Source organism: Arthrobacter sp. Sr33 (assembly GCF_054511195.1).
In genome coordinates, this window is the sequence record NZ_JBTNDD010000001.1 from 544,843 (window position 1) to 566,263 (window position 21,421).

At 61.8% G+C, this 21,421-nt stretch carries 25 protein-coding genes and 1 riboswitch; of the genes, 13 read left to right on the forward strand and 12 right to left on the reverse strand.

What is annotated here, in order from left to right; genetic code table 11:
- Positions 1 to 56 precede the first annotated feature (56 nt).
- Complete coding sequence (locus ACX80T_RS02720) at positions 57 to 713, reverse strand: response regulator (protein WP_019484158.1); 657 nt, start codon at positions 711 to 713, stop codon at positions 57 to 59.
- Between the two features lie 182 nt (positions 714 to 895).
- Between ACX80T_RS02720 and ACX80T_RS02725 the strand changes: the two genes are divergently transcribed.
- Positions 896 to 1,996, forward strand: coding sequence for an SDR family oxidoreductase (locus tag ACX80T_RS02725; RefSeq protein ID WP_116777950.1), 1,101 nt, complete (start codon positions 896 to 898; stop codon positions 1,994 to 1,996).
- Between the two features lies 1 nt (position 1,997).
- Here the strand turns inward: ACX80T_RS02725 and ACX80T_RS02730 are convergent, their stop codons facing one another.
- The 5 genes from ACX80T_RS02730 to ACX80T_RS02750 form a co-directional block, all read right to left on the reverse strand.
- A complete protein-coding gene (locus ACX80T_RS02730; protein WP_116777949.1) occupies positions 1,998 to 3,044 on the reverse strand; it encodes an LLM class flavin-dependent oxidoreductase in 1,047 nt (348 codons plus the stop codon).
- 71 nt (positions 3,045 to 3,115) lie between these two features.
- Positions 3,116 to 3,247, reverse strand: a complete 132-nt coding sequence (locus ACX80T_RS02735; protein WP_019484161.1) for a putative transporter small subunit — start codon at positions 3,245 to 3,247, stop codon at positions 3,116 to 3,118.
- 9 nt (positions 3,248 to 3,256) lie between these two features.
- Positions 3,257 to 4,915, reverse strand: coding sequence for a sodium:solute symporter family protein (locus ACX80T_RS02740; protein WP_459303624.1), 1,659 nt, complete (start codon positions 4,913 to 4,915; stop codon positions 3,257 to 3,259).
- A gap of 568 nt (positions 4,916 to 5,483) precedes the next feature.
- On the reverse strand, positions 5,484 to 5,732 hold the full coding sequence (locus ACX80T_RS02745) for a hypothetical protein (RefSeq protein WP_019484163.1): 249 nt from the start codon (positions 5,730 to 5,732) through the stop codon (positions 5,484 to 5,486).
- A 120-nt stretch (positions 5,733 to 5,852) separates the two neighbouring features.
- Entirely contained in the window at positions 5,853 to 6,314 is a 462-nt protein-coding gene (locus ACX80T_RS02750; protein WP_024475884.1) for a Fur family transcriptional regulator, read from the reverse strand.
- A 60-nt stretch (positions 6,315 to 6,374) separates the two neighbouring features.
- Here ACX80T_RS02750 and ACX80T_RS02755 point away from each other — a divergent pair, with 60 nt between their 5' ends.
- From ACX80T_RS02755 to ACX80T_RS02770, 4 genes are all read left to right on the forward strand, one after another.
- Positions 6,375 to 6,947 carry an MOSC domain-containing protein gene (locus ACX80T_RS02755; protein WP_019484165.1) on the forward strand — a complete coding sequence of 191 codons (573 nt, stop codon included), beginning with the start codon at positions 6,375 to 6,377 and terminating at the stop codon, positions 6,945 to 6,947.
- A 96-nt stretch (positions 6,948 to 7,043) separates the two neighbouring features.
- Complete coding sequence (locus ACX80T_RS02760; protein ID WP_019484166.1) at positions 7,044 to 8,090, forward strand: NAD(P)-dependent alcohol dehydrogenase; 1,047 nt, start codon at positions 7,044 to 7,046, stop codon at positions 8,088 to 8,090.
- Positions 8,091 to 8,158: 68 nt separating this feature from the next.
- On the forward strand, positions 8,159 to 8,740 hold the full coding sequence (locus ACX80T_RS02765; protein ID WP_019484167.1) for an HhH-GPD-type base excision DNA repair protein: 582 nt from the start codon (positions 8,159 to 8,161) through the stop codon (positions 8,738 to 8,740).
- Positions 8,741 to 9,534: 794 nt separating this feature from the next.
- Positions 9,535 to 10,857 (forward strand): putative bifunctional diguanylate cyclase/phosphodiesterase, encoded by a 1,323-nt coding sequence (locus tag ACX80T_RS02770; RefSeq protein ID WP_162148017.1) that lies wholly within the window; start codon positions 9,535 to 9,537, stop codon positions 10,855 to 10,857.
- Here ACX80T_RS02770 and ACX80T_RS02775 read toward each other — a convergent pair.
- On the reverse strand, positions 10,851 to 11,276 hold the full coding sequence (locus ACX80T_RS02775; protein ID WP_019484169.1) for a YybH family protein: 426 nt from the start codon (positions 11,274 to 11,276) through the stop codon (positions 10,851 to 10,853). The genes ACX80T_RS02770 and ACX80T_RS02775 overlap by 7 nt on opposite strands.
- A gap of 118 nt (positions 11,277 to 11,394) precedes the next feature.
- Positions 11,395 to 11,511, forward strand: a riboswitch (SAM riboswitch).
- 211 nt (positions 11,512 to 11,722) lie between these two features.
- Between ACX80T_RS02775 and ACX80T_RS02780 the strand changes: the two genes are divergently transcribed.
- The 3 genes from ACX80T_RS02780 to ACX80T_RS02790 all read left to right on the forward strand — a co-directional run bounded on the left by ACX80T_RS02780 (position 11,723) and on the right by ACX80T_RS02790 (position 14,361).
- Positions 11,723 to 12,604: a MetQ/NlpA family ABC transporter substrate-binding protein gene (locus ACX80T_RS02780; protein ID WP_019484171.1), complete on the forward strand. Its 882-nt coding sequence runs from the start codon at positions 11,723 to 11,725 to the stop codon at positions 12,602 to 12,604.
- A gap of 69 nt (positions 12,605 to 12,673) precedes the next feature.
- The gene (locus ACX80T_RS02785) at positions 12,674 to 13,702 is read left to right on the forward strand and encodes a methionine ABC transporter ATP-binding protein (protein ID WP_019484172.1); all 1,029 of its coding nucleotides are present in this window, start codon (positions 12,674 to 12,676) and stop codon (positions 13,700 to 13,702) included.
- Positions 13,702 to 14,361, forward strand: coding sequence for a methionine ABC transporter permease (locus ACX80T_RS02790; protein WP_019484173.1), 660 nt, complete (start codon positions 13,702 to 13,704; stop codon positions 14,359 to 14,361). Before ACX80T_RS02785 ends, ACX80T_RS02790 begins: the two co-directional genes overlap by 1 nt.
- Positions 14,362 to 14,579: 218 nt before the next feature.
- Here the strand turns inward: ACX80T_RS02790 and ACX80T_RS02795 are convergent, their stop codons facing one another.
- The 3 genes from ACX80T_RS02795 to ACX80T_RS02805 form a co-directional block, all read right to left on the reverse strand.
- The gene (locus ACX80T_RS02795; protein ID WP_019484174.1) at positions 14,580 to 15,176 is read right to left on the reverse strand and encodes a PIN domain-containing protein; all 597 of its coding nucleotides are present in this window, start codon (positions 15,174 to 15,176) and stop codon (positions 14,580 to 14,582) included.
- 45 nt (positions 15,177 to 15,221) lie between these two features.
- Positions 15,222 to 15,683, reverse strand: coding sequence for a helix-turn-helix domain-containing protein (locus ACX80T_RS02800; protein WP_019484175.1), 462 nt, complete (start codon positions 15,681 to 15,683; stop codon positions 15,222 to 15,224).
- A gap of 156 nt (positions 15,684 to 15,839) precedes the next feature.
- Positions 15,840 to 16,196 carry a TfoX/Sxy family protein gene (locus tag ACX80T_RS02805; protein ID WP_024475883.1) on the reverse strand — a complete coding sequence of 119 codons (357 nt, stop codon included), beginning with the start codon at positions 16,194 to 16,196 and terminating at the stop codon, positions 15,840 to 15,842.
- A gap of 312 nt (positions 16,197 to 16,508) precedes the next feature.
- On the opposite strand from ACX80T_RS02805, the gene ACX80T_RS02810 reads away from it, so the two are divergent.
- From ACX80T_RS02810 to fmdA, 5 genes are all read left to right on the forward strand, one after another.
- Complete coding sequence (locus ACX80T_RS02810; RefSeq protein ID WP_019484184.1) at positions 16,509 to 16,829, forward strand: lycopene cyclase domain-containing protein; 321 nt, start codon at positions 16,509 to 16,511, stop codon at positions 16,827 to 16,829.
- Complete coding sequence (locus ACX80T_RS02815) at positions 16,826 to 17,185, forward strand: lycopene cyclase domain-containing protein (RefSeq protein ID WP_024475882.1); 360 nt, start codon at positions 16,826 to 16,828, stop codon at positions 17,183 to 17,185. Before ACX80T_RS02810 ends, ACX80T_RS02815 begins: the two co-directional genes overlap by 4 nt.
- 156 nt (positions 17,186 to 17,341) lie before the next feature.
- On the forward strand, positions 17,342 to 17,977 hold the full coding sequence (locus ACX80T_RS02820) for an AmiS/UreI family transporter (protein WP_019484186.1): 636 nt from the start codon (positions 17,342 to 17,344) through the stop codon (positions 17,975 to 17,977).
- Positions 17,978 to 18,008: 31 nt separating this feature from the next.
- On the forward strand, positions 18,009 to 18,299 hold the full coding sequence (locus tag ACX80T_RS02825) for an FmdB family zinc ribbon protein (protein ID WP_024475881.1): 291 nt from the start codon (positions 18,009 to 18,011) through the stop codon (positions 18,297 to 18,299).
- A gap of 33 nt (positions 18,300 to 18,332) precedes the next feature.
- The gene (fmdA, locus tag ACX80T_RS02830; RefSeq protein ID WP_024475880.1) at positions 18,333 to 19,589 is read left to right on the forward strand and encodes a formamidase; all 1,257 of its coding nucleotides are present in this window, start codon (positions 18,333 to 18,335) and stop codon (positions 19,587 to 19,589) included.
- A 100-nt stretch (positions 19,590 to 19,689) separates the two neighbouring features.
- Here fmdA and ACX80T_RS02835 read toward each other — a convergent pair whose 3' ends face one another.
- Together ACX80T_RS02835 and ACX80T_RS02840 are read right to left on the reverse strand one after the other, a co-directional pair.
- The gene (locus ACX80T_RS02835) at positions 19,690 to 20,334 is read right to left on the reverse strand and encodes a response regulator (RefSeq protein WP_024475879.1); all 645 of its coding nucleotides are present in this window, start codon (positions 20,332 to 20,334) and stop codon (positions 19,690 to 19,692) included.
- Positions 20,327 to 21,307, reverse strand: a complete 981-nt coding sequence (locus ACX80T_RS02840) for a sensor histidine kinase (protein ID WP_459303626.1) — start codon at positions 21,305 to 21,307, stop codon at positions 20,327 to 20,329. The genes ACX80T_RS02835 and ACX80T_RS02840 overlap by 8 nt, the downstream gene beginning before the upstream one ends.
- Positions 21,308 to 21,421 lie beyond the last annotated feature (114 nt).

A 21,421-nucleotide genomic window follows, 5' to 3' on the forward strand; every position in this document is an offset into this window, starting at 1 on the left:
AGAGGACCGCGGCGCGCGGAACAGTCGGGCTGACCGGGACTGGAGGACCGGGCGGGCTAGGTGCGCGGGCGCGAAATGTAGACGGCCGCCTGTGTCCGGCGCTGGAACCCGAGTTTTGCCAGCACGGAGGACACGTAGTTCTTGATGGTCTTCTCGGCCAGGAACAGTTCGGCGCCAATTTCCCGGTTGGTCATCCCGGCCCCGATCAGCGCCAGCACCTTCTTCTCCTGGACGGTCAGGCCCGCGAGGCGCGGGTCCTCGGGCTGCACGGCGGTGAAACCGGCAATAACCCGTGCCTTGACGTCCTCATCGAACAGCGACTCCCCGTTGGCTGCACGACGCACCTTCTCCAGAAGGTCCGATCCGACAATTTCCTTGAGAATGTAGCCGGCAGCGCCAGCCAGGATGGCGCCCCGTACGGCGTCGTCGTCGTCGTAACTGGTGAGGATCACGCACTGCAGCGACGGGTCCACTGACCGGACATCACGGCACACCTCGATCCCGTTTCCGTCGGCGAGGCGGGCATCCAGAATGGTCACATCGGGTGCCAGGGCTGGAATGTGGCGAACTGCCTCAGCAGCAGACCCGGTTTCGCCTATGACAGCAAACCCTTCGCCCTCCAGGAGATCCCGAAGCCCACGTCGGACCAGTTCATGGTCATCCAGAAGGAAGACCGTGACCGGTCGGGTTGGCTCGGGCGTTTCTAGCGTCATCATCGTCTTTCATCATCGGTCAGTTGTTCAATCATCGGTGGCGACACTCTCGAACAGCAGTGCCATAAGACCCGACCACCGGGAATGGGTGCGGAATTATTCGGTGGACCACTGGCTTGCCGTAGATAGGACAGTTCACTCGAGCGGGTGCTGTCACACAAATTGCACCACAAGGAGACCCGATGAGTCACAACGAACAGGCACCCCTGTCCGACACGCAAACAGGCGGTATCGCATTGGTGGTCGGCGCCTCCGGCATTGCTGGGTCAGCCCTGGTAGAGAAACTCGCTGGCGAGGGATGGCAGGTGCTCGCCATGTCTCGGAGCGAAGGAACCCCGAAAGCCAACGTGCGGTACGTTCCGGCCGACCTATCCTCGCCCCAGTCGCTGAAGGACGCGCTCGCTGATGTTGCACCCACCCAGGTGTTCTTTACCGCCTGGGCCCGCCAGGACACCGAGGAAGCGAACATCCGGGTGAACGCCGCGATGCTGCGCAACCTCCTGGAGGCTCTGGCCGGAAAGCCGGTGGCGCACGTGGCGTTGATGACCGGGCTGAAGCACTATCTCGGGCCGTTCGAAGCCTACGGCGAGGGCGAGATGCCGGACACGCCGTTCCACGAAGAAGAGCCACGGTTGCCGGTCAACAACTTCTACTACGCGCAGGAGGACGAGCTGTGGGCCGCCGCTGCGGCGCAGGGCTTCACCTGGTCGGTGCACCGCGCGCACACGGTTATCGGGCACGCTGTTGGCAACGCGATGAACATGGGATTGACCCTCGCAGCCTATGCGGCGCTGTGTAAGGAGTCCGGCCGCCCCTTCATTTTCCCGGGCTCTGAAACCCAGTGGAATTCCCTGACTGACATGACCGACGCCGGACTCCTCGCCGACCACATGGTCTGGGCAGCCACGTCGCCTAACGGGGCCAACGAAGCCTTCAACGTGGTCAACGGCGACGTGTTCAGGTGGCGTTGGATGTGGCAGCAACTCGCTGCACACTTTGGGGTCGAAGCCGAAGGGTTCCGAGACCAGCCACGGCCACTCGAGGTCCAGATGGCCGGAGCCGACGCGCAGTGGCAGGAACTCGTCACGGCTCACGGGCTGGCGGAACCGCGCCTGGACCGGGTGGCCTCCTGGTGGCACACCGACGGCGACCTCGGCAGGAACCTTGAGGTAGTCGCCGATATGAGCAAGAGCCGCATCGCCGGTTTTACCGGCTACCGCCGCACGCTCGACGCGTTCACCGACCTCTTCGAGCGCTACCGTGCGGACAAGCTCATCCCCTGAGCTAGCGGCGGGCGGCAGCTTCAAGAGGTGAGGAGCGCCGCCACCCGATAGCTGGGGCCACATGCGCTGCAACGTTCTCCAACAGCTTCGCGTTGTAGTCCACGCCCAACTGGTTGGGGACGGTGAGCATCAGCGTGTCTGCCGACTGGACGGCGGCGTCGTTGGCGAGCTGTTCAGCGATGACGTCCGGCTCCCCGATGTAACTCTTCCCGAACCGGGACAGGGCGCCGTCGAGCACTCCGACCTGATCGCGGGTTTCCCGCAGGGCGCTCAGCGCAAAGTATTGGCGATCCTCGTCGCTGACCAGCGGAATGACGCTGCGGCTGACCGACACCCTGGGCTCAAAGGTGTGGCCCTGTTCGGCCCAGGTGTCACGGAACATCTGGATCTGCTCGGCCTGCAGTTCGTCGAACGGCACGCCAGTGTCCTCGGTCAACAGGGTGGAGCTCATCAGGTTCATGCCCTGTTCGGCCGCCCAGACAGCGGTCTTCCGGGTGCCGGCGCCCCACCAGATCCGTTGACTCAGACCAGGAGACTGCGGCTGGATGGGCAGCAGACCGCTGCCCATCCGAGGATCGGCCTCGGCAATGCCGGCACCGCTGATTCCGTAGCGGAACACCTCGGTATGGCGGCGTGCCAGGTCGGCGTACTCCTCGCCGTCGACCGGAACGTAGCCGAAGGTCGCGGCGCCATTAACAGCTGGCTCGGGCGATCCCCGGCTGATGCCCAACTGCAGCCGGCCGCGGCTGATCAGGTCCGCCGCGGCCGCTTCCTCCGCCATGTAGAGCGGGTTCTCGTACCGCATGTCAATGACGCCGGTGCCGATCTCGATACGGCTGGTGCGGGCGGCGACGGCGGCGAGCAGCGGAAACGGCGAAGCGTGCTGCCGGGCAAAATGGTGCACCCTGAACGATGCCCCATCAATGCCGATCTCCTCCGCGGCCACCGCCAGGTCGATGGCCTGCAGCAGCGCCTCACCTCCGGTGCGGGTTCGCGATCCCTGCGCGGAGGACCAGTTACCAAAGGATAGAAAACCTATTCGCTTCATACCCGGATCAACCCGTTGCGGTCCCGACGCATTCCCGCTGCTCGTCCAGAGGGATCGCCCCGACCGAGCGACTAGATGATGTTTCGACCGGCCTTCCGGGATTCAGACCAGTCCTTGAAGAAGCCACGGCAGACGGTCCAGAGGACCCCTGCAACGATGACCGGCCAGATCAGCACATACACGGTGAGAAGGATTGTTTCCATGGTGATCTCCTACTTTCGGGCGGACAGCGTGGCGCCGTCCAGGTCGTCGTCAGGGGTGTTGCTGGCGTCGTCGGCCACGGGGTCATAGTCGCCGATGCGCTGTTTGATCAGGGCGAAGTCGAAGTCCTGTTTGCTCCTGACGGACATCAGATAGCAGACGATGGTGCTCACGGCGTAGGCCACCAGCGAACCGGTGAGGACCGTGTAATCGTGCAGGAACCCGATGACGAAGGGGGCCGAGGCAAGCGCGGCGACGGCGCCAGCGATTTTTGCTGGTTTCAGGCCGAAGAAGCCAAACACCATCAGGCCCAGGACAATGCCAATTCCGGCAGCCGACAGGATGTCGAACAGGATCCCGGTGACGCCGTCCATCGAGAACCAGGAGAACCTGACGGGGATGAAGACGGCCAAGGCCACGACCACCGACGTCGTAAACGCCCTGTTGGTCACCTTGTTCCAGTAGAAGCTGGCGATGACCGGGAACACGAGGGCCCCCCACAGGGCTCCCACGAAGACCAGCAGGTCGAGGATGTCCATTTGTTGACTGGCGAAGATCAAGGCCGCGGCAGTCGCCACGATCATGGTGATCCGGCCGACCAGCAGCATGGTTTTGGGGTTGGGTTTCGTCGCAATGTTCTTGCCGTAAACGTCGGCCATCATGATCGAGGACAGTGCGGACAAGTCCGAATCGGCGGTGGAGGACAGCGCGCCGAGGATCATCACAAAGAACAGGCTCAGCAGTACGGGGCCCAGGTAGGTGGCTGCCATCTGCGGGATCAGGTTGTTGACGTCGCCGCCGGTGGGGCTGATACCCAGGTACAGGGCCATCACCCCGATCATGCCGATGCCGATCACGGTGGCACCGTAACCAACTGTCGCGGTGACGAAGGTCTTCTTGATCAGGTCCTCGCGGACAGCGAACAGCCGCTGCGCGATGGTCTGGTTGCCGATGGCGTAGGCCAGCACAGCAGCGATATAGGGAGCACCCTGGTTCAGGAACGCGTCACTCGAGAAGAAGTTGGACTGCTCGGGGGTCAGGTTACCGGCCCCCTGGGTGAACATGCCGGGACCTCCGGCAGCGAAGAACACCACCGGGATGATGATCGCGACGGCGCCCAGCATGGCGACCACCTGCGCAAAGTCGGTCAGTACCGAGGCGCGGAAGCCGGACCACAGCGTGTACATGAGGACGCCGACGGCGACGGCGAGTACACCCTGCCCGAAGCTGAAGGGGGAGAGCAATGCTACGAGGGCGCCTCCGGCAATAAAGTTGGAGGTCAGGCTGATCACGCTGCCAACGATGTTGGAGCCGGCGAGCATCAACTGGCTGGACCGGCCGTGGCGGGCGTGCATCACCTCGGCCAGAGTGTGGGCTTTCGGCGCTACTGCGCGGATGCGTTTCCCGAAAGGGTAGATGAACAGGATCATCAGGGCACCCCACAGCCCGTAGTGGATTGGCCCGGAGATGCCGTAGGTGTAGCCCGAGGTGGCGGATGCGTACATTGAAGCCGCCCAGATCCAGGTGGCAGTCATGCTCGCAGCGGAGATACCGAAACCCACCTTGTTGCCGGCGGTCATGTAGCCGTCGGCGTTCTCCTTCTTTTTACCAATGTAGGCGGACACCAGCAGGGTGCCACCGTAGAGGAGTACAAGAAGCAGAATCACCATCCATCCACTTAGTTGATACAACTCAGCATCGTTAGGCACTGTGATCCCTTCGTCACGACGAGCAACGCTTGCAACTCGACATCGTCATCACGCTGGCCTCCTGTGGGCCGTCCCCTCCGCAAGCGTTCCAGGCGCGGAGACCGAGCCCCGAATGAGGGCGCAAGCGCGTCAATCCCGTAGAAAATTACCTGAGGCAATCAAACAGAGCGCATAGCTATGTCTTTCGGCGGCGCGCGGCCAACCGATTCGTGGGTGTTTTGTACCCATACGGGGGCAGGTGCTCTGCAATCTTCGCCGCTGATCAATCCCAATAATGGGGGAACGGTTACTCGCGGGCAGGCGTCCTGCAACGCAGTCAGGCTAGCATGCTTCCGGCGGAGGGGACCTTTGGGCAAGTAGTGGCGCCGGGCAGTGACGATGGCGAGGTGGCCGTCGTCGACGGCGCGGACGACGGCCACTCGGGGGTCCGCTGAAACCAGTAATCCTCGGATGATGCCTGATAGAGCAGTATCATCCGAGGATTGTTGAAGGGTTAGGTGGTAGGGGGTGAGCCTCCCGAGCCTGGCTCTTAGCCGCGGTCGGTGTAGCGGCCCTCTGAATGTTCCTGAATGGACCGGTTTGATGAGGTTACGTAGGTGCCGCGGACCTGGACCGTCCCGCCGCTACGGGTAGTGACGTAGGTTCCCTCGGCTGGGGTGCCGGAGGTCGGCGTCGTCACGTAGCGCCCACCGAGCAGGGGCATCGGGCGGGCGGGGGTGACTGCTGCCCGATGGGCGGCGGCCGGGCGTGTGGTGGTGGTGCGGTTCATCAATGACATGGTGAAGCTCCTATTTTTGGGCGCGGCGAAATTGCCGAACGGTTCAGCGTTGAAGTGGTGATTTTGGGCAGAACTGATCACGGAATGCCGCGTCAGCGGGCCGTGAGAATGAGAAGTGGCTTAGCCGGTTTCGGGTGAGCCGTTGGTCTGGCAAGTGCGACACAGGCCGTTGAAAGTGACCTCGGCCGAGTAAATGGTGAAACCTGAATCATCGGAGGGGGTGAGGCATGGTGCCTCGCCGATCACGCAGTCAACATCCTGCACCAACCCGCAGCCAACGCATGACAGATGGTGATGGTTGTCGCCCACCCTGCACTCGAACAGGGCGGGAGAATTGGGCGGGTCGAATCGTCTGACCAATCCGGCACCGGTGAACGACGCCAGAATCCCGTAGATAGTTTGGGCCGATATTTTGCTCAGGCTCTTTCGTGCTTCATTAAAAACCTGATCAGCACTTGAATGGGGTGCGCTCTGGAGAATCTCCAACACCGCCACTCGAGGCGCAGTCACCTTCAGTCCCGACTCGCTGATAATGGCCCGAAGAGCATCGGGTTGGGTCTGCGAGGCGGTACCTTGTGGCATACCTCTACTGTACGGAGTTGTTTTGATTAGGTCAAAACAACTCCGCGGTAGCCTTGGACAATGACTGAACGTTACCGGTACGACGTCGAGGTGCTGCACCTGCTCGTCTCACCGGCCCACGCCTACTTTGGCCGCGCCCGCGACGGTGCCGCCGACGTGCCCACGACCGACGCCGACCGGGTAGCCCTGGTAGCCGGGAAGGGAATCGTCGGGGACCGGTTCTTCGGCAAGGCCGCACACATGGACGCCGCGGTGACGGTGATGGCGGTGGAAGCGCTCGAGGATATTGCCAGTGGCCTGGCCGCTGAACCTTTTGATCCGTTGCTGGCCCGGCGGAACGTGATTCTGCGGGGTGCCCAACTGCATCCGCTGCTGGGTCTGGAGTTTGAGCTGGAGTCCGCCGGCGACGTCGTGCGGTTGAAAGCCGGACGGCCCGCGCATCCATGCGTGTGGATGGATCGTATGCTGGCGCCGGGAGCCCACGCGGCGATGCGCGGCCGAGGCGGAGTGCGCTGTCAGGTGCTGGCGGACGGGGCGCTGCACCGCGGTCCGGCGGTACTGGTGAGCCCGGTTTTACTGGAACCGGACCGCGCTGGGGAGGCCACGATCCGGCGTCCTTCACGGTTGCCCTGATCGTTTCACGCCACCGCTGAGGAATACGTCGCCGTCCACTGGCGTTGGGTGAGGGGGACCAAATTTTTCCGCAACCAATTCTGCAGGAGCTTATCTATGCCTACGACCGTCAACGCTTACGCCGCGCCATCCGAGTCCGAGGACCTCATCGCCACCACCATCGAGCGCCGCGACGTCGGCCCCGACGATGTGCTGATCGACATCAAGTTCGCAGGAATCTGCCACTCCGACATCCACACCGTCCGCGGTGACTGGGGACCCCAGACCTACCCGTTGGCGCCAGGACACGAGATCGCCGGGATCGTCACCGAGGTCGGCTCCAACGTCACCAAGCACTCCGTCGGCGACCGCGTGGGCGTCGGCTGCATGGTCAACTCCTGCGGCGAGTGCAAGAACTGTGAAGCCGGCGAGGAGCAGTACTGCCTCAAGGGCAACACCGGCACCTACGGCGCCAAGGACCGCGACGGCTCCATCACCCAGGGTGGCTACTCCACCCACATTGTCGTCACCGAGGACTTCGTTATCCGGATTCCCGAAGGTATCGACCTCGACGTCGCCGCACCGCTCCTGTGCGCTGGCATCACCACGTTCTCGCCTCTGAAACGCTGGGGCGCCGGACCAGGCAAGAAGGTTGCAATCGTAGGCCTGGGCGGACTCGGCCACATGGCCGTGAAGCTGGCCGCAGCGATGGGCGCCGAGGTAACGGTGCTTTCGCAGTCACTGAAGAAGCAGGAAGACGGGCTGCGTCTGGGGGCCAAGCACTACTACGCCACCAGTGACGAGAACACCTTCTCCGACCTCGCCGGCTCCTTCGACCTGATCATCAACACGGTGAGTGCCACCCTCCCCATCAGTGACTACCTGGGTCTGCTGGCTCTCGACGGCGCGCTCGTCAACGTTGGAGCGCCGGCCGAGCCGCTGCCCGTCAACGCATTCGCCCTGATCGGTGGCCGCCGTTCGTTCGCCGGCTCCCTGATCGGTGGCATCCGGGAAACCCAGGAAATGCTGGACTTCTGCGCCGAGCACCACCTGGGCGCCGAGGTGGAGGTCATCTCCGCAGACAAGATCAACGAAGCCTACGAGCGCGTCCTCGCCTCGGACGTCCGCTACCGCTTCGTCATCGACACCTCAACGCTGAACTAGCGTTTCGCGTTAGTGAACCCCCGGCAGGAGCTACTCCTGCCGGGGGTTCTCGCGTTAAACTCGGGGCTATGACTGCGCACCTGAACATCACCGACGATCCCGCCGCCGACAGGTTGCTCTCCGAGGAGCCTCTAGCCCTGCTGATCGGGATGCTGCTGGACCAGCAGGTGGCGATGGAAACGGCTTTCGCTGGCCCGGCCAAGATCAAGGACCGGCTGGGCGCGTTCAACGCGGAGACGATCGCCCACAAGGATCCCGACGAATTCGTTGAACTCTGCCGCACGCCGCCCGCCGTGCACCGCTACCCGGGGAACATGGCCGCGCGAATCCAGACGCTGTGCGCCACTTTGCTCGACGACTGGGATGGCGACGCGTCCCAAATCTGGAGGAGGGACAACCCCGACGGTGCCGAGGTCTATAAGCGGCTCAAGGCACTGCCCGGTTTTGGGGAACAGAAGGCCCGAATCTTCCTTGCACTGTTGGGCAAGCAATACGGGTACGACGGCGACGGCTGGCGTGAGAGCGCGGGCGCGTACGGCGAGGAGGGCAGTTACCGCTCAGTCGCCGACATCGTGGACCCCGAATCCCTCACGAAGGTGCGTGAAACCAAGCGTGCGGCGAAGGCAGCGGCGAAGGAGGCGAAGGCCTAGCCGTGGTTTCCGGTGCAAAGTAGCCTCCCTCCTCTTCCGCCGCGCGAGTGGCGGCGTCAAGAGTCTCGTCGCGGTGAGCAATCCAGACAAAGGGGGTCTACCCGGAGATCGGTGAGGGAAAAGTTGCCCACCGCTGCCTGAATTGCCCACCGGACCGGGCAAGCCGTGCGGAACTCGTTAGGCAAAGCCGTGTTCCCGAACGGGCGATTGTAGGAGTCCTGAAACCGGGTATTCCTTTTGGGAGGGGACCGAAGCGAGGAGCCGCGCAGGATTGCCACAGGATCAACGAAATAAGCCGACTTTGTTTCAAGTCGCGGTTACACTGAAATAGGAATCGGAATTGTGAAGAATAACGATTATTTGGCAAATCGGACGCTTTGGCGCACGCCGTGATCTCTTCCATCCGTTTCGAACGAAAGAAGGCTCTCATGGGATTCAGCCATTCCCGTTGACCACTTCCGTCCTGCAGGCTCACAAGCGACTACCCTGTATCCGCAACGCGGCTTGGTAGATAGCGAAGCCCTTCTAGGCAATACTCTGTGGCCTGAGATATCCCGGTCGCTGAACCTTAGACTCCGGTCGAATGACCAGGAAAGCGAATCGCCCCCATGCTCGATCCAGTACCAAGCACCAATAGCCATTCATCAATCGACGAAACCCCCACCGGCCTGACCGATGAAGAGTTGGCGTCTGATCACAGCAGTTCTTACACACGGGCGCTCGCCGAAGTGCGAAGCTGTGTCCTTGAACAGGCCAGAAATCCTGCACAGGCAAAGGTTAGCTTCGATTATTTGATGACCCATGATTCGCTCACCGGATTGCTCAATCGGGGTGGATTTCTGGCGGAGCTTCAGCTCTGCCTTGCAAAGCGGGCCGGCAGGAAACAGCGCCGAGGACTATTGATCGTGGACCTGGATTTCTTCCGGACGGTCAATGTCGGTCTGGGGATCGCTGCTGGGGATGAGACTCTGAGTATCGTCGCGCAGCGGATCCGTGCCGCGGTGCATCCATCTGCAGTCGTCGCTCGGTTGTCGGGTGTCGAATTTGCGGTACTGGCTGACTTCGCCGACGCCGGGGAGGCGCAGTCGGTGGCCGCCGAGCTATTGGAGGCCCTGAGCGCGCCGATGGCGGTTGGCGGGACCAGCATTGAAATCACGGTCAGTATTGGCGTTTCGATGGCCAGCGAAACTGACAACCCTGACCGGCTGGTGGGTCGGGCTGCCGCGGCACTGCACCAGGCCAAGAAGCGGGGCCGTAACCGCTGCGAGGTGGAGTGCAGCATGCACAGCGATCCCGACGACGGCCAGCTGAATCGCCGCGGTGAACTGCGCCGTGCCATCGAGGACGGAGAGTTATGCCTCTTCTTCCAGCCCCAGATTGACCTCGTCAGCGGCCAGATGAACGGATTCGAGGCACTGGTGCGCTGGGATCACCCCGATAAGGGCCTGCTGGCACCTTCAGCTTTCATCGACTTCGCCGAAGAATCCGGGCTTATCCTGCCGCTCGGAGCCTGGGTGATCAACGCTGCCGTCGCGCAACAGGCCACATGGCACCGCTCTGCGGCGGGACGGCCCCCAGTACGAATGTCAGTCAATATCTCAGCCATCCAGCTCAGCGATCCCCGCCTCGAAGAAATGGTCACTGAAGCGCTTGAACGCCATGGTGTTGCTCCGGGGCTCCTGACCCTGGAAATCACCGAAACGGCGCTCACCGCGGATCCAGTTGCCGCGCTGCGGACCCTCGAAATTCTCAAGGCCCTGGGCGTCAGGTTGGCAATCGACGATTTTGGTACTGGCCATTCCAGCCTCACCTATCTCAAGCGCTTTCCGATCGACGAACTGAAAATCGACCGCTCCTTCATTGCCGGGCTCACTACCGACAGCAAGGACCACGCGATTGTTGCGTCCTGCATCCAGCTCGCCCACGCCACGAACCTGATCGCCGTCGCCGAAGGCGTTGAAATGCCAGCCCAGCTACACGCGCTGACCGAGCTGGACTGCGACCTCGCGCAGGGCTACTTCTACACCCGCCCCATGTCGGCGGAGGACCTCGAACCGTGGTTCATTCCGCGGCCCGATAATATGCGCCTGGGAGAACCCCAACTGGTTGGTCAGTAGCGTTGCAGGTTGACCTTGAAAGTCTCGCCGTTGACCGGAGCTGACGTGTGCTCGTGCACAATTTTCCAGTCACCATCGCGGCGCCCCAGAACCCAGGTCAGGCGGTTCTGCATGGAGTCCTGTTCGACGTCGTCGGGCCCAATGTCGCGGTAGGTGATGATGGCGTGCACGGTTGCCAGGTCCTCGGTAACCAGAGTCTGAACGTCATCGAAGTCCACCCTGACGCGCTCATCCCCCACCGAAGCGAACCACCCGGCCACTGATTCCCGCCACGGGTCTGCACCCTGGTGGCTCCACACGTCCCATAAGTCGAAAACCCGGACGTCGTCGTCGTACAGGGCCAGCAGGGCATCAACATCCTTCCCGAATACGGCTGCAGCATACTGTTCGAGAACCTGAGTGATCGACTCTTCATCCATGAAGGCGATCCTCGCATGCCCGACCGATGAACGGAACGGGTACGCGCAAGTCATTTATGACGACCGGTAACGGCCAGGTTTTGACCCAACAAATTTTCTGCCTTAGCGTGATCTCCAGAATCAAGAGTGTCAACCAACGGCCCTGGCCGGTTGACCAGCAACCCTCTCCCGTAGCGGGGTGCTCCAGGTGAAGATTCGGCCGCCGGAACAAGTCCCCGGACGGCAAGTACGGCGTATCCAGAATTGACCCCGCCGAGGGGTCGTCGTGGATACCGCCCGCCATCTTGAAGCGAGCCAGCATGTAACCCCGAGGAAACTCCCCGAATGTCGCTGCAGTTATCGCAGCACTTCACTCCTGCCTATCTGCCTGTCCAGTGGTAACGCCTGGCCCGTGTTATCGGCCGACCGGACCCCACTGACGTACCCCGTTCAAAGGAAAAACCCCCATGAAATCCCGCACCCTTCTCACTATCGCCGTTGCCCCATTCCTCGCCCTCACTGTGGCATGTGGTGGTTCGGGCGAGTCCGGTTCCGGAAATGAAAGCATCAAGCTCGGCGTCGTCGGCGCCAGCGACCCGGAATGGGGCCTGCTCACCGAGGCCGCTGCCGAGGAAGGCATCGAGCTGGAGGTCATCGACTTCGCCGAATACACCCAGCCCAACCCCGCGCTAAGCGAAAGTGAACTGGACCTCAACCAGTTCCAGCACCTGGTGTACCTGGCCCGCTACAACGTATCCAGCGGAGAGGAGCTGGCCCCGATCGGCTCCACGGCCATCTACCCGCTGGGCCTGTACTCAACCCAGTACGGGTCGGTGGAGGAGATCCCCGAAGGATCGACGGTTGCTGTCCCCAACGACGAGAGCAACCTCGCCCGCGGGCTGCTGGTCCTTCAGTCCGCCGGTCTGGTGGTGCTCGACGACGGCGGCAGCGCCTTCTCGACGATCGACGACATTGATGAGGACGCGTCCAAGGTCACCGTCACCACGCTCGAAGCGTCGCTGACCCCCACCTCGCTGCCCGACGTCGCCGCCGCCATCATCAATAACGACTTTGTCCAGGACGCTGGCCTGAACTTCGAGGACGCCATTGCCCAGGACGATCCGACCGATCCTGCCGCCGTCGCGTACGTGAACGTGTTCGCCGCCCGCGCCGGCGAAGAGGGCAACGAGACGTACCAGAAGCTGATCAGCATCTACCAGGAAAACCAGGAGGTGCAGGACGCCGTCCAGGAGACCTCCGGCGGGACCGCCGAGTTCCTTCAGGTCACCCCCGATGAGCTGCAGACCACCCTCGACACCGTCGAGGAAGACACCCGCGCCCAAGGCTAACCAGCCCTCCCTGCCCTGCGGCCAGCTGGCGGTCCCGGCTGGCCGCAGGGCCGTTTATCAAGGAAAACCATGCCACTCATTTCCCTGCAGGGAGTTACCAAAAGCTTCCCTCCGGGCCGCCGCGGCGACGCTCCCGTGCACGCGATTGACAACGTCAGCCTCGACATCGAGGCTGGAGAGATCTACGGGATCATCGGCTACTCGGGGGCCGGGAAAAGCACCCTGGTCCGCCTGATCAACGCTCTCGAAAAGGCCAGCAGCGGCACCATCATTGTCGACGGCCAGCAGGTCACCAACGTCCCGGACCGGCAACTGCGCAAACTACGTCTCGACATCGGGATGATCTTCCAGCAGTTCAACCTGTTCAACGCCAAAACAGTCTGGAACAACGTCGCCTACCCCCTGCGCGTCGCTGGGAAAAGCCGCGACGAAATCCAGGCGCGCGTCACCGAACTCCTCGACTTTGTGGGACTGGCCGATAAGGCCTCCAACTACCCCGAACAGCTGTCCGGCGGCCAGAAACAGCGCGTCGGCATCGCCAGGGCACTCGCCACCTCGCCAAAAATCCTGCTCGCCGATGAGGCGACGTCTGCGTTGGACCCCGAGACCACCCATGAGGTGCTGCGCCTGCTACGGCGGGTCAATGAGGAGTTGGGCATCACCATAGTGGTGATCACCCACGAAATGGACGTCATCCAGACCCTCGCCACGAAGGTGGCGGTGATGGACAGCGGCCGGATCGTGGAGCAGGGTGATGTGTTCGACGTCTTCTCCAATCCGCGCGAGGCCTCATCCCAACGGTTCGTTTCCACCGTGGTCCGGGGGATCCCCTCACCCGACGAACTCGCGGTTCTCCAGGAGCGGCACACCGGCCGGATCGTCACCTTCTCCTTCCGGGACGGCGACTCCTCGCAAGCCTCGGTGTTCCTCGAGTTGGCGGCCGCCGGCGTCGAGTTCGAACTGATCTACGGCGGCATCAACGACATTCGGGGCCGCGCATTCGGCCATCTCACCCTCGCACTCACCGGGCCCGACGGCGCGGTCGACGCTGCGCTGACCGGGCTGTCCGGTCGCATCACTGTGAAGGAGCTCAGCTGATGGATTCCCTCATTGACCTCACCCCGGAGCTGTGGGTCGCCACTTACGAGACCCTCTACATTGTCGGGTTCAGCCTGTTCTTTGGCGGCCTCGGCGGACTGCTGCTCGGCATCGGGCTTTACACCACCCGAGCCGGCAGTATCCTCGGCAACAGCGCCGTGTTCAGCACCCTGAATATCATCGTGAACATCTTCAGGCCCATCCCGTTCATCATCTTCCTCGCCGCGGCACAACCACTGGCCAGGGCGGTCACCGGAACCGGAATTGGCAACAGCGCCATCATCTTCACCCTGTCGCTGGCCGCCGCATTCGGGATCAGCCGCATTGTTGAACAGAACCTCCTGACTGTCCAACCCGGCGTGATCGAGGCGGCGCGATCCGTCGGGGCCGGGCGCCTCCGCATCATCCTGACCATCCTTATCCCCGAAGCCCTCGGCCCGCTGATCCTCGGGTACACGTTCATCTTCGTGGCGCTGGTCGACATGTCAGCGGTTGCCGGGTACGTGGGCGGCGGCGGGTTGGGCAACTTCGCCATCCAATACGGTTACCGGCAGTTCAACCCCTGGGTCACCTGGGCAGCGGTGATCGTGATCATCCTGTTGGTGCAGGCGGTGCAGCTGCTCGGCAACGTACTCGCCCGGAAGGCGCTCAGACGGTAGCTTTCAGGCCGGCGGCGGGTATCGAACGTGGTGATCCCCGGCGCGGGCAGCGCCAGCGGCAACACCACGGCGACAATTCGCCCCCGGAGCAATCCCACGGAGCGAAACGAAGAAAAGGACCCTGCAACAGTCTGAAAGGCTATTGGAGGACGAGGTCACGGTGAGCGCGAGCGTGTCAATCAAACCGGTGCTGGCGCCCTCGTCCAGGAAACCTGGATCTAATATTCGCCCGATATTGCCATTCTGGTTAGCACCGATTGAATGTGTGTGCCGAAGTTTGGTGCCCCAGCATCGACTAACGCAGCGACAAGTGTTTTCGAGCCATCACGACAACCCCAATATTGGGACTGCATCCTTAGGGCGGCTAGCACGGCGTCTGACCGACGCTCCATAATGAGACAGAGCATGTCATCGGCCACATAGGTTTCGAATTCAAATAGATCCGCGTAAGGAAAGAAATCTTCATAGTTGTTGGTGACCAGGTAATCGACGCACCCATGATCTGCAGCAGCTAACACATGCGCATCAAACTTATCTTTGCCCTCGACGAGAGTCGGGTCGATATCGTAGCCTCGGATCACTGCTTCGGGAAACGCGTCGGTCAACTTCTTGCGCCAAAGTCCGATGTCCTGATCGGAGGCGGCGGGGTTTCTACGTCGGCGATTGTAGAGCCACTCAGCTAATACGTCCTCGCTCCATCGCAACCCGATGCCTTCGGGGCCGGAATTTAGAGCAATCAGAGCGAACCAGTCTCTAAGAGTTCGCGAATAGAGGATGTTCGCGTCAAGGAAGATAAGCGTGGCCCCCGGCTGCATAAGGGCTAGCCTATGCAGTTCCGGGGGCCGTGGCTATGGTCAGAACTAATCTTTGTCGAATCCCAACGAATCTTCGAATTCCAGTAGATCTCCGAAGGACTTTCTCTGATCAGCAAGGCGCGACTCGGCCAGTGAACGAAGATCGGACCGGTTAAAACGGGTATGTGACCCCACCTTATGAGAAGCGATCTGCCCAGAGGCAGCGAGTTTCAACAGGGTAGGGCGCGAGATGCCCAGCATCTTCGCTGCTTCCACACTGGTGAGGGCCTTTGGGAATTGGGTAATACCGAAGGGCTGGCCAGCAGCGGCCAAACGCACCACAGTCTGAAGCAGGTCACTGAGTCCATCGGGCACGACAATTGCCTCCCCGGAAGAAGATTCGATCTTAATCTGAAGGTCGCCAGGATCCACTTCGTCAAAGCGGCGCGATACCTCTTTTGCTTCCTCGCTCTGCGAGGTGGTCACATCGATAGTTCGAACATTTTGGATGGCTGTTAGAGCCGCCATGACAACATCTCCTCTTTTTACTTGCACTTATTATCTGACATATCTGAAATAAGTGCAATCTGGCAACGGCGGTCAGATCGTTGACCGCGAGCGGTGAACGCCGGTGATCCGACCCGCATGGTCAAGATTGCCTGCTGCATCGATCAAGGGCTGTTGTCACCCTGACGCGTTTGCCGAGCCGATCTTTCCCGATTCGACGCCGATGGTGACCCAGTAGGCCAGTTCCGCTTCGTCGTCGAGCTGGTCGCGTGACACTGTCAGCCATCCGCGCCCCATGGGTTTTTCTTTGCCCATGAGCGCCGGCACTGCGCCGCGGCGAAGCAGGGCGTCGTACTCCGCTGGGTTTGCGCGTACCAGTAGGTCGCCGGAGCGATCGGAGGCAACAGCCATGCGGTCATTCACCATGAACGAGACGCCGCCGAACATCCGTATTTCCCGCACATTCGGATAGGAGGCGAGGATGTCCCGGAGGCGCCCGGAAAGGTACTCGCGAGCTGAAGCCCTGGTGGTCACGGTCGCCCCTTTGGTTACTGATGCCCTTTGAATATGAGACGAGGGGCAAAATCTGTCAAGCGTTTGGGGGCTGCGGCGCCAACCGGGCACCTGACGACGACGACGGTTCAGCTGAGTGCGTTCGCTGCCCGCACCAGGGTCGCTGCAGTTAACTGCGGGTACTGAATGATCCCGCCGGGCGCCCCGGAGAGTCTGCGTCTGTCTCCGGAATTGGTGGTGCGCGTCAGCGCTTAGACGGTGGGGAAGAATAAGGTACATGTGCACACGATTAGGGGTTGCCGGCAGTAACCAGCGGACGGCTGGCGGGGGAACATGAGTCTGGTCTATCTTGGCGCGCTTCTCTTCTCGCTCGGTGGTTCGGTGCTCCTGGATTGGAGATTTCGCCTCACGTTCTGGCGGGACGCCCGCAAAGCCTTCTGGACCATGACCCTCGGGATTGTCTTTTTCATCATCTGGGACCTCTTCGGCATCGCGCTCGGGATCTTCTTTCGCGGCGTTACCGACCTCATGACGGGAATTCTTCTCGCCCCCGAGCTGCCCCTTGAGGAACCGTTCTTCCTCGCGCTGCTGTGCTACACCACCCTCAATGTGCTGGGCGCGGTCGCCGTCCGGGAGCGAAAGGCGGCGGCGTGACATATCTAATCCTCAACATCATCTTCTTCATTCCAATTCTGGCGATTGCAGCCTGGGCCTATCGGACGCGACGCCAGCTGCTTCCCAGCCGGCGGGCAATCGGAATCACTCTGATCGTGCTGCTGCTGGCAACTGCGGTGTTCGACAACGTGTTGATCGCCGCTGGCATTGTGGATTACAACCCTGACCTCATTCTCGGCATCCGGCTGGCGCTGGCCCCCATCGAGGACTTCGCTTACACCGTCGGAGCTTGCATCCTGCTGCCGTCGCTGTGGGCACTTGTTCCGGGCCGGGCACCCAACCAGGAGTCCAGCTCCAGCCCGGCACCCCACCCCGGCGAGAGTGCCGGAGGCTAGAAGCAGCAAGCCATTGACAGCAGATTTCCGCCCTACTAACGTCTCCATCACAAGTCCATACCTCTGATCGCTCTCGCCACTTTGTGCCAGCCCAGCGGCTGACTCGAAGTGGCTTCCCTATTTCAAAGTTTCCCTCTTCGTTGTGCGAGGAGTGCCATGAGCAGTGTTGGTTTGTTGTACGTCGGCGCGGTTCTCTTCATGAATGGCCTGATGTTGATTGGGCTGGTCCCGGGCAAGTCCGCGGCCATCCTCAACTTCTTCGTCGGGGTCATGCAGGTAGTCTTCCCGACCATCATCCTCATTCAGTCCAACAACGATCTGGCGATCATCTTCGGTGCGGCAGGGTTGTACCTGTTCGGGTTCACTTATCTCTATGTCGGGATAATCCAGATGACCGGGATCAGCGGCGAAGGCCTAGGGTGGTTCTCCGTCTTCGTTGCAGCCTGCGCCGTGGTGATCGGCATCCTCCAGTTCACCTTGGTGGGCGACCCCGTGTTCGGGGTGATCTGGTTGACGTGGGCCGTCCTCTGGTTCCTCTTCTTCCTCCTGCTTGGCTTGGGGCGGGATTCACTGACCTTCACCACGGGCTGGTTCACCATCTTCGTCGCGCACATCACCGGGACCATTCCCGCGTTCTTTCTCCTGACCGGCAGGTACGAAACAAATGACGGGTACGCCGTCCTGGTAGCAATTGCTGCCGCAGCCGCTCTGGGCGCAGCCTTCTTCCTGGGGCGCCGAGGCATCCCGCGGGGCAAAGCGTCGCAGGAAAACCAAGCCGTGGCGCCTGCGTAGGAAACAACCCACAGAAAGGACAGCCTGACCGATGCCGATCTACGAATACCGGTGCCCCGAATGCAGCATCTTCGAGGTCATCAGCCCGATGAGCGCGGCCTCCGATCAGCAATCCTGTCCTACCTGTGGGGGCGCGTCCCGACGGAAGATGAGCGCGCCCAACCTGTCCAAGGCCGGCTCGTCGGCCTTCCAGCTCATTGATTCATCGGAACGTAGCGCCTCAGAACCGGCGGTGGTCAGCGGGGCGTTGCCGTCCAGATCCAAACGCAAGAGCCAGCCCTACACGACCAATCCACTTCACAGTAAGCTGCCGCGTCCCTGACCCACGGTGTGCGGCCAACCCAGAGGAGATGAAATGCCCGACGTCATATTTCCACTCGACTCCGCCAAGAAGTTCGAGGATCAGGAAAAGATTGGCCACAACCGGTGGCACCCGGAGATCCCCCCGGTGGCGACCGTCAAACCGGGCGACTCCTTCAGGGTCCACTGCCGAGAGTGGTTCGACGGCGCGATCGTCAACGATGACTCCGCCGACGACATCCTCAACGCACCCCTGATGACTGTCCACAAGCTCAGCGGCCCCTTCGCCGTCGAAGGCGTAAAGCCCGGCGACCTCCTGGTCGTCGACATTCTCGACGTCGGACCGATCCCGCAGGAAGACTCCGGTCCGCTGGCCGGGCAAGGCTGGGGGTACACCGGCATCTTCTCGCGGAACAACGGCGGCGGCTTTCTCACCGAGCAGTTTCCCGACGCCTATAAGGCGATCTGGGACTTCTCCGGCCAGGTGGCCACCTCACGGCACGTACCCGAGGTCTCCTATGTGGGGCTGATCCACCCGGGCCTGATGGGAACCGCTCCATCCGCCGAGCTCCTTGCCAAGTGGAACAAGCGCGAGGGTGACCTGATCGCCACCGATCCCAACCGGGTACCGCCGTTGGCCCTCCCGCCCGAGCCGCAATTCGCGGTGCTCGGCGGCCTTGCGGCGTCGGAGTTTGATCGGGTTGCGGGGGAGGCTGCGCGCACAGCGCCGCCCCGGGAAAACGGCGGCAACCAGGACATCAAAAATCTGTCGAAGGGGACCAGGATCTTTTACCCTGTATTCGTGGACGGGGCGAACCTGTCACTGGGAGATCTCCACTTCTCCCAGGGCGACGGCGAAATCACCTTCTGTGGTGCCATCGAGATGGGCGGTTTCATCGACCTCCGGGTCGATGTCATCAAGGGCGGAATGGAAACCTACGGGGTGAGCGAGAACGCCATTTTCATGCCGGGCATCGTCGACCCCCGCTACAACGAATGGATTGCGTTCTCCGGCACCTCGGTAACCCTGGATGGGAAGCAGCACTATCTCGACTCCCATCTGTCCTATCAGCGGGCCTGCCTGCACGCCATCGACTACCTCACCAAGTTCGGCTACAGCCCGGAGCAGGCCTACCTGCTGCTGGGGTCGGCGCCGATTGAGGGCAGGCTGTCCGGTGTGGTGGATATCCCCAACTCCTGCTCAACGGTGTACCTCCCGACGTCGATCTTCCACTTCGATGTCCGCCCCTCGGCCTCCGGCCCACATCAAATTGATCCCGGGATGGGGGCACCGAAGTCGCACAACGTGTAACTCAACGTCCGCAGACTGCCGGTGCCAGTGGGCGGGGACGCCACTGGTGCCGGTATTACGGGCCCTGCGTTGGTCGGCAGTAGGCAATCCGCGACAAACCTTAGGTGCGGATGACTCGTTGTTTCCTCGCAGCGGAAATAGCTGCTGTGCGGTTGTCGACGCCTAGCTTCTCGTAAATGTGGACGAGGTGGGTTTTGACCGTGGCTTCACTGATGAAGAGGTCTTTGGCAATTTGACGGTTCGTCATTCCGGTCGCGAGGAGACCAAGGATTTGCACCTCCCGGCTGCTCAACGAGGGTGCGGGATTTTGGATCCGCCCCATCAGTCGGGCTGCCACCTGAGGGGCGAGCGCGGTCTGGCCTGCCGCGGCGGATTGCACGGCCTGGCGGATTTGTTCCGGCGGCGCGTCCTTCAGCATGTATCCGCTGGCCCCGGCCTCGACCGCGGCCATGATATCGGCATCCGAATCGTACGTCGTCAGAATGAGCACGGGTGGTGCGGAATCGAGCTTCCTGATTTCCCGGGTAGCCGTTACACCATCCATTCCAGCGCCCATCTGCAGGTCCATGAGAACAACATCCACCGGCTCGGCCAGACTCGTCGCCCGGCTGAGGGCAGACAACGCTTCGGCCCCGTCGGAGGCCTCCGCAACCACCGTGATGCCTTCGAAATCGCTGAGCATGGCTCTTAGCCCGGCACGAACCACTGGGTGATCATCGACGAGGAGAACCCTGATCTCAGGCATGGGATTCTTCGTTGTCGAAAGGGGCCAGGGGAAGACGGATAGCGACAACTGTCCCTTCACCAACGGTTGACTCAATGTCCACCACCCCACCCATGGAGGTGACCCGTTGGCGCACAGATTGCAAGCCGAATCCTGTGCCGTCGGACCGAAGCGGCGGGTCTGAGAGGGTAGCCGGGGCATCGAATCCGGTGCCGTTGTCGTAAACATCCAGGGTGACATCCGGTCCGAGGAACCCGAGCGTCACGACGGCGGTGCTGGCCTGGGCGTGCTGATCAACGTTGGAAAGGGTGGATTGGGCGGCTCGCAGGAGGGCGACTTCATACGGTGGGGGCAACTGGACAGGTTCGCCGTCGAGCTCAAACCGGCACCTCAGGGATGAACCGTGCGCTGCGGCCTGACGTTCGGCCGTGGCGCAGATTCGGCGTAGCCGGGTCACGAGTGAGTCAGCGTTGGCATTGTTGGAGCTCAGGCCGCGGACAAAACGTCGTGCTTCGTCGAGGTTCTCTGAGGCCGTCACCTGAATGGTGCGAATTCTTTCCTTCGTGAGCGCGGTTGACCCGGCCTCGAGCGACGTTTCAGCGGCGCGGGAAATCAGAACAATACTGGAGAGCCCTTGCGCCAGGGTGTCGTGAATTTCCCGAGCCAGACGCTCACGTTCAGCGAGGACCCCCGATTCATGTTGGGTTCGGGCAAGGGCCGCTCTGGTGTTGCGTAGTTCATCCAGTGCTCGGCGCTGGTTGACTCCCTCGGAGTAGAGGCTTTCGTAGACCATCGCCATGACCACGGCAAAGACGGCACCAAGCCCGGGCCCGATAATCATTGCCGCATGCAGTTCACCACTGTGGTTCCATTGGGCCGCCGACACCGCACCGGTCATCAGGAGGACGGCAACAATCGCGTGCCTGGTATGAAGCAGATGAAGGTGAAGAAAAAACAGGGGAAAAGCGAGCCACGAAAAGTCTGCGCTGAGCACTAGCCCGGGGTTTTCATGAGGGTGGGGCCCGTCGGGTGTGTTAAAGCGACGAAAGGTGCTTCTGGGCTGGGAAAATAGTGTTGTTGACGCACTGTTCCACCGGCTGAAAGAAGC

Bases quoted from the DNA above. Each gene is read 5' to 3' on its own strand.
- ACX80T_RS02720 (WP_019484158.1), bottom strand. From the start codon at position 713: ATGACGCTAGAAACGCCCGAGCCAACCCGACCGGTCACGGTCTTCCTT.
- ACX80T_RS02725 (WP_116777950.1), top strand. From the start codon at position 896: ATGAGTCACAACGAACAGGCACCCCTGTCCGACACGCAAACAGGCGGT.
- ACX80T_RS02730 (WP_116777949.1), bottom strand. From the start codon at position 3,044: ATGAAGCGAATAGGTTTTCTATCCTTTGGTAACTGGTCCTCCGCGCAG.
- ACX80T_RS02735 (WP_019484161.1), bottom strand. From the start codon at position 3,247: ATGGAAACAATCCTTCTCACCGTGTATGTGCTGATCTGGCCGGTCATC.
- ACX80T_RS02740 (WP_459303624.1), bottom strand. From the start codon at position 4,915: ATGGTGATTCTGCTTCTTGTACTCCTCTACGGTGGCACCCTGCTGGTG.
- ACX80T_RS02745 (WP_019484163.1), bottom strand. From the start codon at position 5,732: ATGTCATTGATGAACCGCACCACCACCACACGCCCGGCCGCCGCCCAT.
- ACX80T_RS02750 (WP_024475884.1), bottom strand. From the start codon at position 6,314: ATGCCACAAGGTACCGCCTCGCAGACCCAACCCGATGCTCTTCGGGCC.
- ACX80T_RS02755 (WP_019484165.1), top strand. From the start codon at position 6,375: ATGACTGAACGTTACCGGTACGACGTCGAGGTGCTGCACCTGCTCGTC.
- ACX80T_RS02760 (WP_019484166.1), top strand. From the start codon at position 7,044: ATGCCTACGACCGTCAACGCTTACGCCGCGCCATCCGAGTCCGAGGAC.
- ACX80T_RS02765 (WP_019484167.1), top strand. From the start codon at position 8,159: ATGACTGCGCACCTGAACATCACCGACGATCCCGCCGCCGACAGGTTG.
- ACX80T_RS02770 (WP_162148017.1), top strand. From the start codon at position 9,535: ATGACCCATGATTCGCTCACCGGATTGCTCAATCGGGGTGGATTTCTG.
- ACX80T_RS02775 (WP_019484169.1), bottom strand. From the start codon at position 11,276: ATGGATGAAGAGTCGATCACTCAGGTTCTCGAACAGTATGCTGCAGCC.
- ACX80T_RS02780 (WP_019484171.1), top strand. From the start codon at position 11,723: ATGAAATCCCGCACCCTTCTCACTATCGCCGTTGCCCCATTCCTCGCC.
- ACX80T_RS02785 (WP_019484172.1), top strand. From the start codon at position 12,674: ATGCCACTCATTTCCCTGCAGGGAGTTACCAAAAGCTTCCCTCCGGGC.
- ACX80T_RS02790 (WP_019484173.1), top strand. From the start codon at position 13,702: ATGGATTCCCTCATTGACCTCACCCCGGAGCTGTGGGTCGCCACTTAC.
- ACX80T_RS02795 (WP_019484174.1), bottom strand. From the start codon at position 15,176: ATGCAGCCGGGGGCCACGCTTATCTTCCTTGACGCGAACATCCTCTAT.
- ACX80T_RS02800 (WP_019484175.1), bottom strand. From the start codon at position 15,683: ATGGCGGCTCTAACAGCCATCCAAAATGTTCGAACTATCGATGTGACC.
- ACX80T_RS02810 (WP_019484184.1), top strand. From the start codon at position 16,509: ATGAGTCTGGTCTATCTTGGCGCGCTTCTCTTCTCGCTCGGTGGTTCG.
- ACX80T_RS02820 (WP_019484186.1), top strand. From the start codon at position 17,342: ATGAGCAGTGTTGGTTTGTTGTACGTCGGCGCGGTTCTCTTCATGAAT.
- ACX80T_RS02825 (WP_024475881.1), top strand. From the start codon at position 18,009: ATGCCGATCTACGAATACCGGTGCCCCGAATGCAGCATCTTCGAGGTC.
- fmdA (WP_024475880.1), top strand. From the start codon at position 18,333: ATGCCCGACGTCATATTTCCACTCGACTCCGCCAAGAAGTTCGAGGAT.
- ACX80T_RS02835 (WP_024475879.1), bottom strand. From the start codon at position 20,334: ATGCCTGAGATCAGGGTTCTCCTCGTCGATGATCACCCAGTGGTTCGT.